At 32.9% G+C, this 16,721-nt stretch carries 18 protein-coding genes; 7 read left to right on the top strand and 11 right to left on the bottom strand.

Features of this window, described 5'->3' with window-relative positions; all coding sequences use genetic code 11:
• Positions 1-224 precede the first annotated feature (224 nt).
• Positions 225-644, top strand: a complete 420-nt coding sequence (locus IEX62_RS01955; protein WP_188773714.1) for a hypothetical protein — start codon at positions 225-227, stop codon at positions 642-644.
• Positions 645-746: 102 nt separating this feature from the next.
• Entirely contained in the window at positions 747-1,637 is an 891-nt protein-coding gene (locus IEX62_RS01950; protein ID WP_188773713.1) for a hypothetical protein, read from the top strand.
• An 811-nt stretch (positions 1,638-2,448) separates the two neighbouring features.
• Here IEX62_RS01950 and IEX62_RS01945 read toward each other — a convergent pair.
• Both IEX62_RS01945 and IEX62_RS01940 read right to left on the bottom strand, forming a co-directional pair.
• Positions 2,449-3,168 carry a homeobox domain-containing protein gene (locus tag IEX62_RS01945; protein WP_188773712.1) on the bottom strand — a complete coding sequence of 240 codons (720 nt, stop codon included), beginning with the start codon at positions 3,166-3,168 and terminating at the stop codon, positions 2,449-2,451.
• 232 nt (positions 3,169-3,400) lie between these two features.
• On the bottom strand, positions 3,401-5,008 hold the full coding sequence (locus IEX62_RS01940; protein WP_188773711.1) for a hypothetical protein: 1,608 nt from the start codon (positions 5,006-5,008) through the stop codon (positions 3,401-3,403).
• 540 nt (positions 5,009-5,548) lie between these two features.
• On the opposite strand from IEX62_RS01940, the gene IEX62_RS01935 reads away from it, so the two are divergent.
• Positions 5,549-5,842, top strand: a complete 294-nt coding sequence (locus IEX62_RS01935) for a hypothetical protein (protein ID WP_188773710.1) — start codon at positions 5,549-5,551, stop codon at positions 5,840-5,842.
• 231 nt (positions 5,843-6,073) lie between these two features.
• On the opposite strand, the gene IEX62_RS01930 is transcribed toward IEX62_RS01935, so the two are convergent.
• The 3 genes from IEX62_RS01930 to IEX62_RS01920 are packed head-to-tail and all read right to left on the bottom strand — an operon-like array spanning position 6,074 to position 8,839.
• Positions 6,074-6,850, bottom strand: coding sequence for a hypothetical protein (locus tag IEX62_RS01930; RefSeq protein WP_188773709.1), 777 nt, complete (start codon positions 6,848-6,850; stop codon positions 6,074-6,076).
• 14 nt (positions 6,851-6,864) lie between these two features.
• Entirely contained in the window at positions 6,865-7,107 is a 243-nt protein-coding gene (locus IEX62_RS01925) for a hypothetical protein (RefSeq protein WP_188773708.1), read from the bottom strand.
• Between the two features lie 28 nt (positions 7,108-7,135).
• A complete protein-coding gene (locus IEX62_RS01920) occupies positions 7,136-8,839 on the bottom strand; it encodes a colicin E5-related ribonuclease (protein ID WP_188773707.1) in 1,704 nt (567 codons plus the stop codon).
• 137 nt (positions 8,840-8,976) lie between these two features.
• Between IEX62_RS01920 and IEX62_RS01915 the strand changes: the two genes are divergently transcribed.
• Positions 8,977-9,195, top strand: a complete 219-nt coding sequence (locus IEX62_RS01915; RefSeq protein WP_188773706.1) for a hypothetical protein — start codon at positions 8,977-8,979, stop codon at positions 9,193-9,195.
• 94 nt (positions 9,196-9,289) lie between these two features.
• Here the strand turns inward: IEX62_RS01915 and IEX62_RS01910 are convergent, their stop codons facing one another.
• From IEX62_RS01910 to IEX62_RS01895, 4 genes are all read right to left on the bottom strand, one after another.
• Positions 9,290-9,580, bottom strand: a complete 291-nt coding sequence (locus IEX62_RS01910; protein WP_188773705.1) for a hypothetical protein — start codon at positions 9,578-9,580, stop codon at positions 9,290-9,292.
• Between the two features lie 220 nt (positions 9,581-9,800).
• On the bottom strand, positions 9,801-10,184 hold the full coding sequence (locus IEX62_RS01905) for a hypothetical protein (protein ID WP_188773704.1): 384 nt from the start codon (positions 10,182-10,184) through the stop codon (positions 9,801-9,803).
• Between the two features lie 75 nt (positions 10,185-10,259).
• A complete protein-coding gene (locus IEX62_RS01900; protein ID WP_229685590.1) occupies positions 10,260-10,820 on the bottom strand; it encodes an accessory gene regulator B family protein in 561 nt (186 codons plus the stop codon).
• A 5-nt stretch (positions 10,821-10,825) separates the two neighbouring features.
• The gene (locus IEX62_RS01895) at positions 10,826-11,491 is read right to left on the bottom strand and encodes a hypothetical protein (protein WP_188773702.1); all 666 of its coding nucleotides are present in this window, start codon (positions 11,489-11,491) and stop codon (positions 10,826-10,828) included.
• A gap of 204 nt (positions 11,492-11,695) precedes the next feature.
• Here IEX62_RS01895 and IEX62_RS01890 point away from each other — a divergent pair, with 204 nt between their 5' ends.
• From IEX62_RS01890 to IEX62_RS01880, 3 genes are all read left to right on the top strand, one after another.
• Positions 11,696-12,781, top strand: a complete 1,086-nt coding sequence (locus IEX62_RS01890) for a DUF4062 domain-containing protein (protein ID WP_188773701.1) — start codon at positions 11,696-11,698, stop codon at positions 12,779-12,781.
• 212 nt (positions 12,782-12,993) lie between these two features.
• Positions 12,994-13,662 carry a recombinase family protein gene (locus tag IEX62_RS01885; RefSeq protein WP_188773700.1) on the top strand — a complete coding sequence of 223 codons (669 nt, stop codon included), beginning with the start codon at positions 12,994-12,996 and terminating at the stop codon, positions 13,660-13,662.
• A gap of 55 nt (positions 13,663-13,717) precedes the next feature.
• Positions 13,718-13,897, top strand: a complete 180-nt coding sequence (locus IEX62_RS01880) for a hypothetical protein (RefSeq protein ID WP_188773699.1) — start codon at positions 13,718-13,720, stop codon at positions 13,895-13,897.
• Between the two features lie 1,062 nt (positions 13,898-14,959).
• Here IEX62_RS01880 and IEX62_RS01875 read toward each other — a convergent pair.
• Positions 14,960-15,304, bottom strand: a complete 345-nt coding sequence (locus IEX62_RS01875) for a YolD-like family protein (protein ID WP_188773698.1) — start codon at positions 15,302-15,304, stop codon at positions 14,960-14,962.
• Complete coding sequence (locus IEX62_RS01870) at positions 15,301-16,566, bottom strand: Y-family DNA polymerase (protein WP_229685553.1); 1,266 nt, start codon at positions 16,564-16,566, stop codon at positions 15,301-15,303. Before IEX62_RS01870 ends, IEX62_RS01875 begins: the two co-directional genes overlap by 4 nt.
• Positions 16,567-16,721 lie beyond the last annotated feature (155 nt).

The following is a 16,721-nucleotide window of genomic DNA, read 5'->3' as shown; positions in this document are numbered from 1 at the left end:
CCCCTTCATCCGGTGTCATTGAGTACATTTGTACAATATTTTACGCTTTTTCCCATCTTACGATCCCTTACCTGTTATAATATTTGGTGAGGTTATTTTTTGAATTGATCCCCACAGATCTGGTCAAGGATAGCGGAGATTAAATATATATTAAGAAGTAAAATCATGAAAAAAAAACTGCTGCTGAAACTATAAAAAAATTCAAAAATCTTCCTACTGAGAGTTTGATTGCTCAGAGAATAGAATATGAGGCTAAATTAGAATATATCAAGAACTCAGGTTTGCCTATACCTGCTATATCAGTTGCCGTCGCGTTTTTTTCTATTTCGATGAATAAGGCTTTTGAAGAAGACGCTAATTTATGGGTTAAATTAATTATGACATTAAGTATTTCTATAACTATCGGATATATTGTTGGTAAGTTACTTGCAAACTCTCAGACAGCATCTGTATATGTTACGCATATCAAATCTATTGAATATGAATTAAATGAGCGAAAGAGTAAGCAAGAAAAAATTGATTCTGCTTATGAAGCTGCCTTGTTATATAAAAAAGAAATTGAAAATAGTATTAAAAAAAACAAATTGTCTTGTGAGGAAAAACGAAAAGAATGTCTCAAAGCTAAATACTGTTCAAAACGATAATTATCAACCGGCATATTTATATAAAGAATCTCCAACTAAATTAATATTGTTAATAAGAAGAAAAAATCATCTCATTTACATGCTTTTATTTAGGAGGAAAAAATGCCTTTAAATATTGAACTAAAATTAGACTTTAATAGTGACTGGAAAGAATATTTGCTTATGCAATTTCAACATCACGGCTACGAGCTAACGGAAGAGTTAGTAAATAAAGATGTTGTAGAGGTAGCTATTATGTACCATAACTTTCGATTAAGAAGAATAAATATTTTGCCGCGAGAAGTTTATATAGCAAAAGAATTCAATTGTCCTCCAATGTATAGAAAATCTTTAAAAAAATTAATTTCAAAAATAAAGGAAGGCGCAGACATCAATTTTCATATAAGTAGAAAAATCAAAAATTTAGAATTTAAAGATGGGTTGCTAAATCACTGGGGCATACATCATCTTCATATCAGCAGTAAACCAGGAAATGTTGAAGGGTATAATAAACAAAAACATTCAGAGTTGTTATATATTCGTTTTGTAGACGATAAGGCTTATCTATTACAAATACTAGATCATACAGCTTTCACTGATTTTGATCTGATTAAAATCATTCATAATAATTGGCCACAAACACTTGAAAATCATAGAGCATATGGAATCTCTGGAGAAAAATATAGCAAAGATCAACTCAAAAAATTCAGAAAATCAAATTTAAATACACCAATTACTATTGACCAAGACAATATATATTTCCCCTTAGGCAATGGAGTTACTATGAGTGGCTATAATCTTTTTTCGATTAGAGATACTGATTACTACTTAGCAGCACTAAAAGATTTTGAAGAAGTTATAAAAAGCAATACAGATGCTATCTTAGAAACAATACGAAAACAGAACTTAACATTAAATCAACCAATTCATTTTAGGCTGAAGACGTCTGATAATACTAATTTCTATACAACAGATGATTATTATAATCTAAAAATAGATCTAGGTTCTATTTGAATGATCGATTTAAAATTCAGAAATAAGATCATTGAATGCTCTAAATAAAATTATTGTGAGCTTCGAATGATCTTATTTCAGCATACTTATTGGTAATTTTGATTTATGTACATGATATAATAATGAAGTGTTAGGAAGGAGGTGATTACTCTGGACCTTCTTACTCTAATTGCAGCTGTGATTGGATTGGTAACAGCATTGATCAATCTATTCATTGCATTGCGTAACTCTACTCCTGCTGACAAAAAGAAAAAGGACTCTAAGCGTTTGCGGCGCTTGAAGTCCCGAAAGAAAAAAACCAAGTAATTATCCGAACTGGCAATACTATTGCCAGTTCCCCTAACACAATTATACCCAGAAACTAAACATTTGTTAAGTGTTTTGCTGAAATATCATTTAGCTTCATTATACTATGAGGAGGCATATATGCTTCAATATATTACTTTAGCAATAACGCTACTGACATTATGTATTAGCCTATATACTTTATCGATAGTGATCCGCAACAAAAAATAGGATGGATTTAAATCAATCTTTCCATATAATTGTAAAGGTTTTTGGTGTAATTTATTTGTATATATCTACTCTTATAAATCAGATCATAAACATAACACTAGACTGAGTTAAGTGAATGGCTTCTTTGATTTGTTGGATTGTTTTTTTGATAATTCCCAATTCATATATCTTCTTTAGGCAGTCAATTAAGTTGTTTTTGTTTCGCGTTTCTAAGTAAAAAAGCATCTCATTTATTGAGATGCTTTTTTACTTGATTTCTTTTATTTTATTAATATCCATTATGGTAATTTCTCGATCATTCTTCTTTTCTCCACCAAGCAAAACCTTGCTCTCCGTAAGATACTACAAAACCATTACGTATAAGGTTCCCCAAACAAATTTTTACAACTCGCTTTTCTAAGCGAGTATTATTTGAAATTGCTTCGATTGTCATAGGCGTAGGATAATTATGTTTTAACTCCTTCACGATTTCATTCTCAAGTGAATTTATTTGTTTTTCAGGGATGACTATGCCATTAGCAATATCGATGAAATCAACATAATCACGAAACATTTTAACTTTCTTTCCATTAGACTGTAACTTATTTTCTTCAGTTGACAGTATTATTGATGAAGCCTTCTCTTTAAGCTCACTTTCAATACTGATCAATCTTTTTGTAACAGCATCTAATATCTCACTGTTTGAATCTTGGCTTTTCGTCAAAAGTTTTAGTTCTTCAACTACATCATTTGTTTCAGCAATTGCTTGCTTAGCTGTACGCCGTTCTTTAAGCAAAGTGATAAAATGTTCTTCATTAGAAAAATCACTTGGAGCATAAAGAACACGGTGATTTAGAAGTAATACTGCAAAAAAAGCTCCAACTAATAAAAACGGAAAACTGATTACAAACCATACAAATATTTTTTGGATTTCAAGAGGAAGCCCCAGCAAAACTGTAGTACCTGCGATTTCAGCTATACCTGCGAATATAGCTATAATAGTTAGTGGATTTTGCACCCTGGTGCGATCGCTCATTAAATACGTCCTCCTGAATCTAAGTAATAGTATATTTGGGTAATGTTCTATTTATTTTAATATGACTCCCAATGACTAAGTTTAATGCTTTTTGTTTGTATAGAGCAAAAGAGCAGCGCATGATTTAATTGTAATAATAAAGGTTTACATCTGATGCTGACTTGGAGAAGGAGTATTTCTACATCGCATATGTTATCTTCAGTAAAAGGCATAAATTCGTGCCACAAAGCAGTTAATGATTATAATTTTTCTCAATTAAATCTAATGTTTCATCTATGATTTCATAAAACCTGCTTCTAATTAATCTAGAACCTTTCTTTCCAAAGGAAGATCTAGCATAAAAATTAGAAAATGATTCATATGGGCTGATATTTTCTTTATTCTTTAGCATTTGAAATAACTGAATAGCGTTTCTATTTCCGATAAGTCCCATCATTTCTTCATATTCGCTGATGTCCATATGATTTATTGTAGATATAGGGAGCTCAAAAGAATCTTTTATACTCTGAAATTCTTTCTCAAAAGGAAGAAAGGTTGGTATGCCACCATAACTCACAGTAATAAGGTGTATTTCTTCTACTCCTTTCATTACGTGATGATTCCTATCACTTAAAAAGTGTATACACTTATATAATTGACTTATAGGTTTATTCAACATCCGATTTAAATCTCCGTCTATCGATTTTGAATCTGAACCTATAATAGAATCTAACTTTAACCTATGCCCTTTTACTTCAACAGCCAGTAATTTATTTCCCAATCGTATTAATACATCTGGCGATCTTCTACCTTTCCATTCAAATTCTTTAATTAATTCGTATGGTAAGCTAGAAAGATTTATGGCTTTCTCAGTAAGCATTTCTACATATTTTTCAAAACATCTACCCATAAAACTGAGTATTTGAGAGTCATTATTATTGTACAAATGACGGATTTTGAAATAAAGCTGATTAATAAATAACTCTTCAATCAGTTTTTCATGAAAACAAATATATCCTCCTGGAATGACTTCTAACAAGGGTTTCTCAATAAATTGAGTAAAATTCCAACGGTCATTTAAAGTATCGATTGCCCATTCCCTTCGTTCTTCTATAGATAAAGAAAGTTCATCTAATATTCTTTCAGCAATCGGATAAAATCTGGCTCTTTTAAAGTAATTTTTATCCATCGCTATCCGACCTTTTGATGAATTTCCAGTATAACCAGCCCATAGTGTAGTAAGAACATGTAGATAATCACGAATAGTATAACCGTACCTTTCAAAAAAAAATTCGCCGATATCCATAAAATCCTTAGTGTCAAAATAGTCTCTATTTTGTGCAATTTCAGTATATAATATGACACTTCTAGATAATGATATATAAGTATAAGTTGTATGATTAAAAAATAAATTCCTAAAAAACTCATACTTTATATTATCATCTAGTGGTGAAGAATAATGATCTACAAGAGCCAAGTTGAGCAAGATGATATCATAAAAAACTTCCTCCTCGTCATAACTAAAACTAGATACTGTATCCACATCACCATACGCTATTATCCATTTCCATAAAAGCATTAAACCCTGGTGCGAACATATAAGTTCATTGTCGATTTTAAGAGGGGTTTTTCCTTGTTTTAAAAGATGAGTATTAAATCGTCTTATAAGCTTTGAATTATCCAACGTATCTGAACATAAGTCGCTTAAAACACTTAAAATGCTCCCTAAAGGCATTTTTTCAATTGAATGTTGAATTTCAGTTTTAGACATGATACGACCTGTTAAACTCTTGTAACTTGCTTGAATTGATATAGAGGGTGGAATTTTTTTTGAAGTACCTTTTATTTTATTTTTCTTCATTTATTGTCCTCATTTCAAGTTGACTAGGAATACACCAGCTCTGACGGGTCTATTAAATTGATATCACATTATGTTATCTTTGTGATCCGCTACGCTCTATCAACTCTAAACTAATGATTACGTACTGATTCTGAGAGATGTTAGAACCATAATAAAATATAGGTTTTTGACAACACTAAATATTACCAAACTTATAACCGATACTATAAAAGTTAAAAAATTAACTAAAAGGAGTTTGCGTAAATGAAAGATGTGGAATCATACGTGATTACATTTTTAATCATTGCTGCGGTCTTAATAATTTTATTTCACATATTGTCTCTGATCTTATTTTTTAGACTCTTACGTAGACCACATCTTAGAATTAAAACTATAGATGCACTCACTCCTTTCAAAAAAACAGAATCTCTTTTTCATTCTTATAAGCTCATGCCAGAACATAATCGTAAAATGATTAAATTATGGCTCTAATCAGAAGATTATAGTAGCACCTTAATTGGTAACCTGATCGATTATTTTCATAAGATTGTATTATCTGTTTTGTTAGCAGGTATTACACTAACCATTACTATTACTATTGCTAACTTGGCATTTTTAAAAGACAATAAAGATCTTCAGAAAAATTATACTGTATGGGTCGACATCACTAATAAAATACTAAACAATTTACAAATTGGACTCGGTTCATTTACTAACATTATGCTTACTTGTGTACTAGCTTTTGTAGTTTTAGCAATCATTATAGTAGCAAGAAGTTTTAAAGAAAATTACAAATCTAAACATCTGAAGGTTATTGCTGCTGCTGAAGAAGAATTAAAAAAAGAACAAGTATAATTGTCTGATCATTTTAGAATTTTATTATTGAGAAGTCACTCTGATAATAGAGTGACTTCTTATAGATTCCTCCTTGTATCAATTAATTAAAAGCTCTCAAACTTTCCCTTCGCCAGTACAAATTTCATATTAAGCTTGTCAATTGGGGATTTAGCTACATAGTAATAGTGAGAGAAGCTATACATTTTCTATTACTTATATTCCTCTTGTTTATAAAATATTCTTTTAAAGTTAACTGTTTTTAAATTTCATTTCTAAATAACTACCTATAAACCATACACTACAGACCGGAATAATCCATAACAACGTGTATACAAAAGCAGTTGTGACCGAATTCACTGTTGAATATATGAATCCAAGAATCATCTCACAAAATACTATAAAAAAAGCATTCCCATGTTCTCTTAAATGTCGATAAGATTCCACATATTCTTGAGAAGCTGTAATTTGTCTAGCACGTTTAGATGCTAATTTTTTGTAAAAGTCATATATGTCCCTTTTTATTAATTGATAAAATATATACGAAATCTGCAATGAGAAAACAATACATATTGTAATAGAACTCCAGAATCCATATATTTTGATATTGCTAGGTTCAAGGAACTTGAAAATGACAAAATATGCTATTACTATAATTGCTATAGTTCCAACTATAAACAATAACTTCCTAATAAACTCACAATCTTTCCAAGTGTATTTTAGATAAATTATGTTTTTTGAGAATCTAAGTATATTCCTCAAAAAACCACTCTGAAGATTACTTCTTAAAGCATGTAGCAATAAAATTGGAGCGCTAGCTAAATAACAAAAAGTGAGTCCTACAAAACCAAATATTATAAGATTGCTAGTGGTAATGGTTCCATCTTTGTTAAACTTCAACTTTTCATATAAAATTTCATGAATGAAAATACCCTCTTGCGTAGACAAATGCATGACTATTAATGTTCCTACTATAGTTCCCACAAAATAACGAACCAAATAATATTCCCACCAGCGCCCACTATTCATAAGTTCTCCTTGAATTAATTTTTTATTAAATACACCTGATCTGCAACTCTATCTATATCTAAAGCTGTCCACTTCGTATTATTGTTGTTGATTTCAGCAAAAGTATTCGAACCCGCTTCATTTTTTATCACTTTCATATACACTTCTATGCGAGTATGATAATTATCTGCATAAGGTTTATTAAATTTTCCTACAGCTTTAATTTGATTGCCCACATTTAAGCTATTTAGTTCTTCTATAGTTTTTATCTGAATCATTGACAAGCATTCCTCCATTTTTTATTAATTATTTAGATGTTTTTAAACTCTCCTGCCACTCAGCCCAAACTTCAGAAGAAGCTTGTCCATCAGAATTAAGCTGCATAGCATCAAGAAGAGTTTTAACATCCTCAGTTTGATGTTTATCTAGGAAATTCAACATGGCTTTATATACTAGCATATCCAAAAATGATGGAACAGACGTAGTATTAGTCATTTCCTCATCCGATACAATATCAAACATAAGCCCTAAATTCGCCTTCGATTCAATGAAAGCAGAAGCTGCATCCCAATTGCTTTTAGAGTTTTTGAAATCGATGCTATGCTCCATATAGGGCTGTGTTTGATTCGCTCCAATTTTCACGGAATCTATTCCGTATATAACTGACTTACTATTCTTCAACTTAGAAATAAGTTTAAGCGCTTCTTCAGCGTTGTAATACATTGTGTCTCCACGTTTGACAGTTCCAGGCTGCTCATCACTTGTTGGCATACTTGCCCCCCGTCCACTTGGATAATATGGTGTTTTAATTGTAGGATCAGGAACCCAATCCGGGTCTTTCCTATTGCTAATTTGTATAATTTCATCTGTTTCATTTTCTTTAACGACATACGTTCCATCTTCATTAAAATAAGCTGTAGCTTCTTTACCATTTGCCTTATTTGTAGCTTCGCTGGTGGCATGTGGGTTTTTGACTGTATCCTCAATATCTTCTTCTGTCCAATTTCTTTTCTGCATTTGCTTTTTTATCTTATCTGATAGTTTAACTTTTATTACAATTGGAGTAGTTATTGAATCGGAAGGAGATAGTGTTTCAACTGAACCCCAAACATTAGGATAACCCATTACAATTGTATTCCCATTTTTTCCTATAGTAGGAGGTATCAATTGTGTTACTTTACCACTAATGTCTACACCACTTTTAGGAGCTGGAATGGTTATAACATTAGGAAAACTAACAGGATAGTTTACGCTGGTATAACTGACCTTTTGATCTTTATCATTATAAGAGTAGAAAGCAGGCTTTACGGTTTGCAACGTTGTTGAATATTGTGGCAGCTTCTTAACAGCATTGTAAGCAGCTAATGCATTAGGAAACGTCCCCATTGCAGCAATTAAGTTTCGGTCGCCTAAGCCAAGATTGGGCGAAGTCGATAATTCAACTTTACCATAGCGATCAACGCTAACATTTTTAATATAATAATATGAGCCATTTCGATAAGCACCTAAGTCTTTGGGATAAACATCAGGATTAATGACAACATAAGATGGTACAATTACTTCGGTTATACTTACAATCTTAGTGATTTTTTTTGTATTTGGATCAATCAACACACCATTACCAAAGTATTCATTCCATTTTTGAGTAAGGTAAATACTTGCATCCGGTTGCCATTGCAAACTGTATTTCGAATTACCATTCCATACTTGGTTTAATCCATTGACTGATGCAGTAATTGCTTTTCGGGTTAATTCATCCGCATCTTCCCAAGCAGATTTACCGAATTGTTCAATTTGCTTCATAGCTTCTGGATCAAGACCTACAGCAGTACCAGTTGCTGCAACAGCAACTGCACCACCCCAGAACATAATAGCACCCGCCTCAACGCCTCCTAAAGCAAGTGCAGGAGCAAAAGCTTCAGCTTTCTTCGTGTATGTACCTGTTGTTATAAGTGCTACTATAAGCAAACATAGGATCAAGCTTCTTAATAAACCAGATGGTTTTTTCAATAAAATTCTCCTCTTAATTAAATATTTTTCTTATTTTATACTCCTTTCTAAATATTCCCTAAATTATAATAGTAAAAAAGGCTCACATTGTCTATAATAGATTAGTATAAAAGAATCACGGAAAGAAGGCATGAGACTTGAATCAAAGAAGAAAAGAACTCGTTTTAGTAACAGATGAACAGCTATTCAACGCTATACGATCAGCTATTGAAGTAAGAATTTACGTTGCTGAAGAATTGGATTATACCGGAGAAATTATGGAATATAGTGATGGGGCTATCAAGACAGCAGAAGGATCATACATACGAAAAAATTGTATAGTAAAAACTAATCATAACTATTTCAAGCTACTATAGTTTTATAAATTGATCATTTCAATCTATACAGCAGCTCCAGCTGCAACCTGAACAGTATATTTAAAAAACCGCCCTTACATAGAAGGGCGGTTTTTTAAATTTGATTGATTTTGAGTTGATCTGAGCTAACGTTCTGGAAAAACCTAAAAAGTTTTATTGCGTCATCAAAACCTGTACGATAATATACTGGGGCAATGTCATCTGTTCTTTGTATGTACATTGTTTCCAGCTGTTCAGCAGCATCATGAAGGTGATCTGGTAAATGCCTTTTAATATTAGCTAATATTTGATCGAATTCTATATATTGCTGCTGCGAATTCTGATTACTTTCTTTTGTTATATTCTCGATTCTTTTTTCGATTGATGGAACTATAAACTCAAGCATTTGAGCTGCCTCCCTCTATAGTATTGTATTTTCATTCTTTCTTATAACAGTTACTCAATATCTATCAACTTCAAAATAAGAAAGGTTCTTGATTTAGTTTATTATAATTGACAAAATCCAGAAACAGGAAATTTGTCGATTGTTGTAGTAAGTATCTAAATATCCAAGCCCCCGATTCTTCTTGACTTTCATATGTATTTATGAATAAAAAAGAGACCTCTCAAAAGGTCTCAGGAATGAAGTCACTGGCGATCATCAGATCACAGAATGGCTTTATTTTTCTTTTGGTTTTTGCTAAATCTCCAGTTAAATGCGAGTCTTTAAAATACACAGTTACTGTATAGCCGTAATCGACAATAAAAGCTATTTGATTCAGTCTAGCTAAGGCACCATTAGAGAGTGATATGAATTCGTCTCCTAGAAAATCTTTACATTCAGACAATGTATGCATGCATGCGAAAGCGCCATAATTTGTATGCATGCATGGCACGCTGTGATTTTTTGGCTTAATAGTGTCCACTAAGATAACATCTTCTAAATTAAAAGCTTCGAAAATATCGGTCTTTTCGCCATTCTCGACGCGGACACCTAACAATTGGGTCATTTTTTCTCCTTCAAAGCCATAGGTACTGGTTTGGCGCCAATAGGTCCTTTGCTTTGTGTTGCTGACCTTTCTGCACTACGACTGATGAAATTCAGAATCTTGTGAGCAAGTTCTTTTCTCAAAGGATTTTCCACCTCCTTTCCAAAATGGCATGATCAACAATCCTTGAGCAAAAAACGTTAAAGCCAGTAACTCAGATCCAATCAATAGGTTGGAAGAAACAATGAGAATCGAGATAAATTTTCTATAGGGATCGATCAAAGAAGTATTTAGATTTTCAAATATGTTAGGAGACATTAAGATAAAAACAATACAATTAAAGATATTTATAAACATCAAAGTTCCGGTGCCGATATGAATAAAAGGTAAGCTTGAGAATAATCCAGCCGATACGATAGCACATAGTGTAAGAGATCTCAGATGTACACCACCAGAGAATTTACGAATAGCGATAAATGATATCATTGATAAAAAGGCTTCAATTAAATTATTTAAGATCAAACCTAGTAATAGAGTAAATAGAAATGTGAACAAATAATTTAAATAAATCCCAATTTGCCATTCCAAAACTTCTATATCATACTCATCGTCTTCATCATATCTTTTAAGCTGCTTAGCCAACCGGCTTGATGCCATAGTGATCAAGGTTCCATTTCTCCCTTTTTACTTAGGTAATAAGACACTCCAAAGCAAATAAATACAAGAATAATTAAAGGAAATGAATTTCCATCGTGCAGAAATACAACTGTAGCGACAATAACTACAACTGAAATAATAGTACTTACAATGAGTTCCATATTAAATCCTGTATATTTCTCTTTTTTAGCAAAATTATGAGGCGGCAAAATGATAAAAGACCACCCGTAGCCAAATCGCCAAAGTAAAAAGCATAGCACAAATACTACTGCCTCTGTACTTATTTGGACAATGTATACTGCAATTCCGCTCACAGCTGCCAAAATTGTGCTATTAGCAGCACCAGTAGCTGTATAAAAATAGTATACAAGTAGCTGGATATTTGTAAAAGTAATAAATCCTGCTGCTACTATAAAAGCTGCATAATGGAATCGCATTTTTATTATGTAACGAAAAAATAAAACGAATATTACATACTGCATAGGCAGATCAAAATAAGGTAAGCTAAGCCGTATACGTAGTAAATAAGATACTACCGCAATAATCAATACTAAAATGGACATTCGTTTCGCATACATTAGGATAGGTAAACGATATAACTTGCACATTAATGCCAACATAGCTGCTGCGTCAAAAATACTTAATATGATATAAATCGCCTTGTCCACCATCCACCATCCTGCTTCATAATTTATGATTAAATTATAAGCTACTGGCATTTAGAAACATATGAAATATGCTGGAAATTTTTAAAATAGCATTTAAACGTTTTTTTCATCAATATTACTCAAAAATACTCTATAATGGATTTAAATACATTTTTTATGTTTTAGTAAATTCTAAATTTTTTATTAAAATAGTGAGGAGAATTATTAATGAGCTACAATGCTACAGTTCTTCAAGTTTTAATCGCTTCTCCATCTGATGTAAATGCTCAAAGGGATGAAATAGAAAAGGCTATATATGAATGGAATAATGAACATTCAAAAGATTACGAAATTGTATTATTACCAAAACGTTGGGAAAAAGATTTAATGCCAAACTACGCTTATGGAGATGTTCAGGGTGAAATAAATAAACAAATTGTGAATTCAGCTGATATGCTAATCGGTATTTTTGGTTATCGATTTGGTAGTCCAACAAAAAATGCTCCTTCTGGAACGATAGAAGAATTGAATATATTTATAGAAAGTAAGAAACCGATTATGATTTATTTCGATGAGCCAAAACAAATTGATTTGGAATATGCCGAACAAGCTGCTTTACTTAAAAAATTTAAAAATGAGTATTCAGGTAAAGGTATTTATTTCAATTATGAGGATGGTCATCAAATTCGCAAACATTTGCTTCATCAAGTGAAAACTTATAAAGACAACAAACAACAACAAAAAGAACGGATTATGCAAGCAGTATTACCTGAAACTAATGTTGATCGTAACTCAAAAAGATCATACTCAAATTCAGCAGAAAAAGTAATTACAGAATTTGATCGCCCCATACCTCCAACAGCAGAACTAATTTTTGATACTCTTGATCTATCTGACCAAAAATCATATTCCTCGTCTGAAAAATCTGGGGTTGCTAAATTTAATTATTCGAATAACGATGGGAAGTACAGTATAGGAAGTGGAGATTTTTTATTCGAGACAAGTTGGAGCAAATCAGGCGATACAAGTATTCAAGTGCATACATCTGGAACTATGCGTGGAATAGGTTATAAGTTTGGACAAAATGAGCTGCCTCATGAATCACTCATTCGTAAAACTTTTGACTTCTCTTCTCATCATCGACGTCCTAATCTAGGAGAAATTATAATATGGGTAAACAATAAAAATAAATATGCTGCAACTAAAACAGTGGAAATAATCGATAATGGAAGACCAACAGCTCTGGGAAGAGATGATGAAGTAGTATTTGAATATTGTATTTTTGATGGCGACTTTAGCGATCTACCAATTTAGTTATTTATATTTAGATGATATCAAAAGAAGCCCTACAATTAGAGGGCTTCTTTTGTGTGATTACAAAATATTTTAAATCCTATACATGTTTATAAAGGTGTACCTTTAAGGATTATATAAAAAGACTAATAGCAACGTCCTTAAAGGTTAGCATTTACTATTTTAAACGTTTATAATAAATGCAATACCTTTACAAACGATAGGAGAATAAAATGCGCACACATACTAGAGAATATGGTTACGCTCGCGTCTCAACTCGTGATCAGAACGAAGATCGGCAACTAACCGTTCTGCTAGATCAAGGCATTCCTAACGAGTTCATCTTTATTGATAAAGTAAGTGGTAAAAACTTTGATCGCCCCGAATATCAACTACTTAAAAGAGTATTAAGAGAAGGGGATACTCTATTTGTTAAATCGATTAATCGCTTCGGTCGCAACAAACAAGAAATATTAAAAGAATGGCAATGGCTTATTGATGCTAATGTTCATGTAGTTGTAATTGATATTCCTATTCTAGATACACGTAAGTATCAAGAACTTGAAGGTGTTGGCAAGCTAATCATGGATTTAGTACTACATATATTGAGCTGGTTGGCTGAGGAAGAATGGAATGACATTAAACAAGCTCAAGCTGAAGGCATAGCAGCAGCTCGTAAGAGGGGTAAGCATTTGGGAAGACCGGCAATCCAGTTGTCCACACTTTCACCTATACAAAGTTCTTTACTAAAATCTGCTTATCCTAAATGGAAATCTAGAGAAATGACTGGTGTAGAACTGATGACGAAACTTGACTTGAAAAAGAACACCTTTTATAAAATAATTAAAGAATATGAGAACAGTTCATATCCTTTAATCGAAGGGACACAACAAAGTGAATGACATGCAAAGAAAATTACACAGAGTGTTGTACAATTATTTTTCTAGTTATAGGGAAATGCCGTCATGGACTGTATTGCTCAAGTCCACTGGCAAATCCAAAGAGCAATTGATCCGTTTCCTAGATGAAATGCAGTCAATTGGCAAGCTGGAATGGATCGATGAAGAACCGAAAACAATTAAGCTATTACAGTTACCAGGACAAACTAAAAAACTATTGATGAATGGTCAACAATAGTTTACAGATTACTAAAAAAGCAATGAGTTCCTAGTTATAAAGCAGCTAGGGTCTCATTGCTTCTTTTATACTATATTGGCATATTCCCTCTATTTATAGAAAGAACTCTGTCAATCTTAGGAAATACAGAATTATTTTTTTCAAGAATCTCATTGTAATTAAAAGTAAAAGAAACTGTTTTTAGTCCTTCAAATTCTAGATCTATTCTCCATCTCATTGGATTGATTGTAATTTGTTCATACTTAGAACTACTATTAGGCAATTCGCTAATTAGCTCTAATAAAAGGGAATCTATTATACTCTCAACTAATGATTTTCGTTCCTTATATGTATTCACAAATTCTACGATGTCTTTAACCCACTCTGTTATTATTCGCCCCTAATTCGGCAGAATTATTCATCAAATATTACCCATACATAACCCCTCTTGACAAAATTTGCTTCAACATTTATATTAATACATAGGTGTATAATCAAATAGAGTCAACCAATTAGGCTGACTCAAATGATTAATACAGTTGTCCTACCAACTGTATTTTCTATACATACTACAATACTTTAAAGGAGTTTTTTTATTGAATTTTCTAAATGATAATATATTTGAATTGGTCAAATACGGAGTAAATACGTTTTTTGGTTTCCCAATTTGGGAAATTGTCACTATTGTTTTTTCAGCTTGTTATGGGTTAATAAGGTATCTAATTAACAAACCAGTTTTCATATGGCTAGTTAACACTTCATTGTTCTATCCTAAACTTGTAAAAGTTAGGGACTACCTCAACAAGCATCTAAAAGAACGTAAGTAATATTATCTACAACTGACGCCCTTCGGGGCGTTCTTTTTTTAGGAATAATCTTTGAATGATTTGGATACTGAATAATCGATAAAATTATTACGATGTAATTTATAGCGCCTTAAAACGTATTGCCTGTTGCGTTGAATATATATTCATGATATATAAAACTGTCAATGTTGTCAATAAAAATAAGCAAAAAACGTTGACTGCTCAGTATTATTATTTTAAGCATTATCAATTTGTTGAATAAAAATGAACTCATTTTTCAGAATATTTTTTCAACCTTTTTTATACTCAAAATATTTGAAAGAGAAATACGTACCACTTTTTCATCTTGATTATACATAACTAAAAATCCATTCTGCAAATCGCAGCCATGAAGGATGCCATTAATATTCTTAATTTGTTTATCTTTATAAAATGAGACATTTACTGAGCTATGATCCTGCAAGTATAAATGGATAGAATGATTCAGTTCTTCCAATTCGTCATTAGCAAGTATGGGATGCGTAATGTCTGATTGCGATAGAGCCCATTCATGCAGTCGATCTCGATGCTCTGGTAGAAACATCGCTGTCCACTTCTTATTACCTCGATCCTGATAGTTCATTCATAATGCCCCCCTATTTTGTGTCCACGATCTAACCAAGTACCGGCAGCGGTTATCGATAGAGCGCGATAGATCGCATTCGATCCATATTTTTGTGTGATATAGTCGACTGTCCTACTCAAGCGTAGCTGCTGCATGTGCCTTTCTCTATCAAAAAGATCAAGCTGTATTGCGGACTCATCAACCAAATTTGTAAATGAGATTCCTATATGCCGTATGGGTGCGTCTGTTCCTTGCTCTAACAGCTTCTCCAGAACATCAAGGAATGGGCTGGTGAGATTGTTGGCGGCATACATTGTATGCGCCTTATGATAGCTTCTCAGCGACACATTGTGACTATAACGGAGCGATAGCGTGACAGTGTACGCAGCAACCTTGTATCGCCGGAGCTTGGCTGTTAGGTGATCAGTCAGCTCAATAATCACAGTGCGAGCTTCATGTTTTTTGTAGTCTCGCATCAATGTAATACCAGAGCCTACACCCTTTCGGATTTCAACAAGTGGATCAACAAATACTGGACTAAGATCGACTCCCCAGGCATGCATGTAGAGCTGCTCACCTATAACTCCAAACTGGCGTTTTAAATTAGCTAGTGGAGCTTTAGCTATATCGCCAAGCTTGTATATCCCCATACTGTTTAGACGTTTTTGCATACGCACACCGATGCCCCAAATATTTATAATATCCAATGGCCAGAGCGTTTTTTGAATTTGAGAGTATGTAATTTCAGATACCCCCGTCTTTTTCCCGTAATTATCCAGAATCACTTTTGCCAAAAATTTATTCGGTCCAATCCCCACAGCCAGTAGTAAACCAAGCTCACGATACACTGTTTTTTTCAAGGACATTGCCACATCATATGTAGATCCAAAAAGCCGTTCTGTTCCGAGCGTAGTGAAAAACAATTCATCGATTGAGTAAGGTTGTATGGCTTCTATAGGAGCAAACCTATTAACTATTTCAAGTATTTTCATCGACTGATCTATGTATAAGCCCATCCGGGCTTGAACGACGTGTATGTTGCGATCATTGGGAATTTCGAATAGGCGACTACCCGTCTTGATTTGATAGCGTTCCTTCAGCGCATGACTTGAGGCTAATACAACCGATCCACGCCGACTCAAGTCTCCAACTACGGCTAACATGGTTTTCATGGGATCAAGTCCTCTACTGACTATTTCGACAGTAGCAAAAAAGGACTTAGCATCTGCACAGATCACTTTGTTGTCTGGTAATTTCGTATAATCAATCTGTATTTGCAAATATTCCACATCCTCATTTAAGAACACTTGTTCTTATATTACCATGCGGAGTTATTATTGACACAGACATTTTTAACCAAAACTTAGAAACTTAGCGATATATCTAAATTAAAATTTGTCGCACACAAATGATTACTTCCTAACACTAACTATTT

Source organism: Paenibacillus hunanensis (assembly GCF_014645615.1).
Lineage (GTDB): Bacteria > Bacillota > Bacilli > Paenibacillales > Paenibacillaceae > Saccharibacillus > Saccharibacillus hunanensis.
This window is presented reverse-complemented; position numbering and strand designations above follow the sequence as displayed.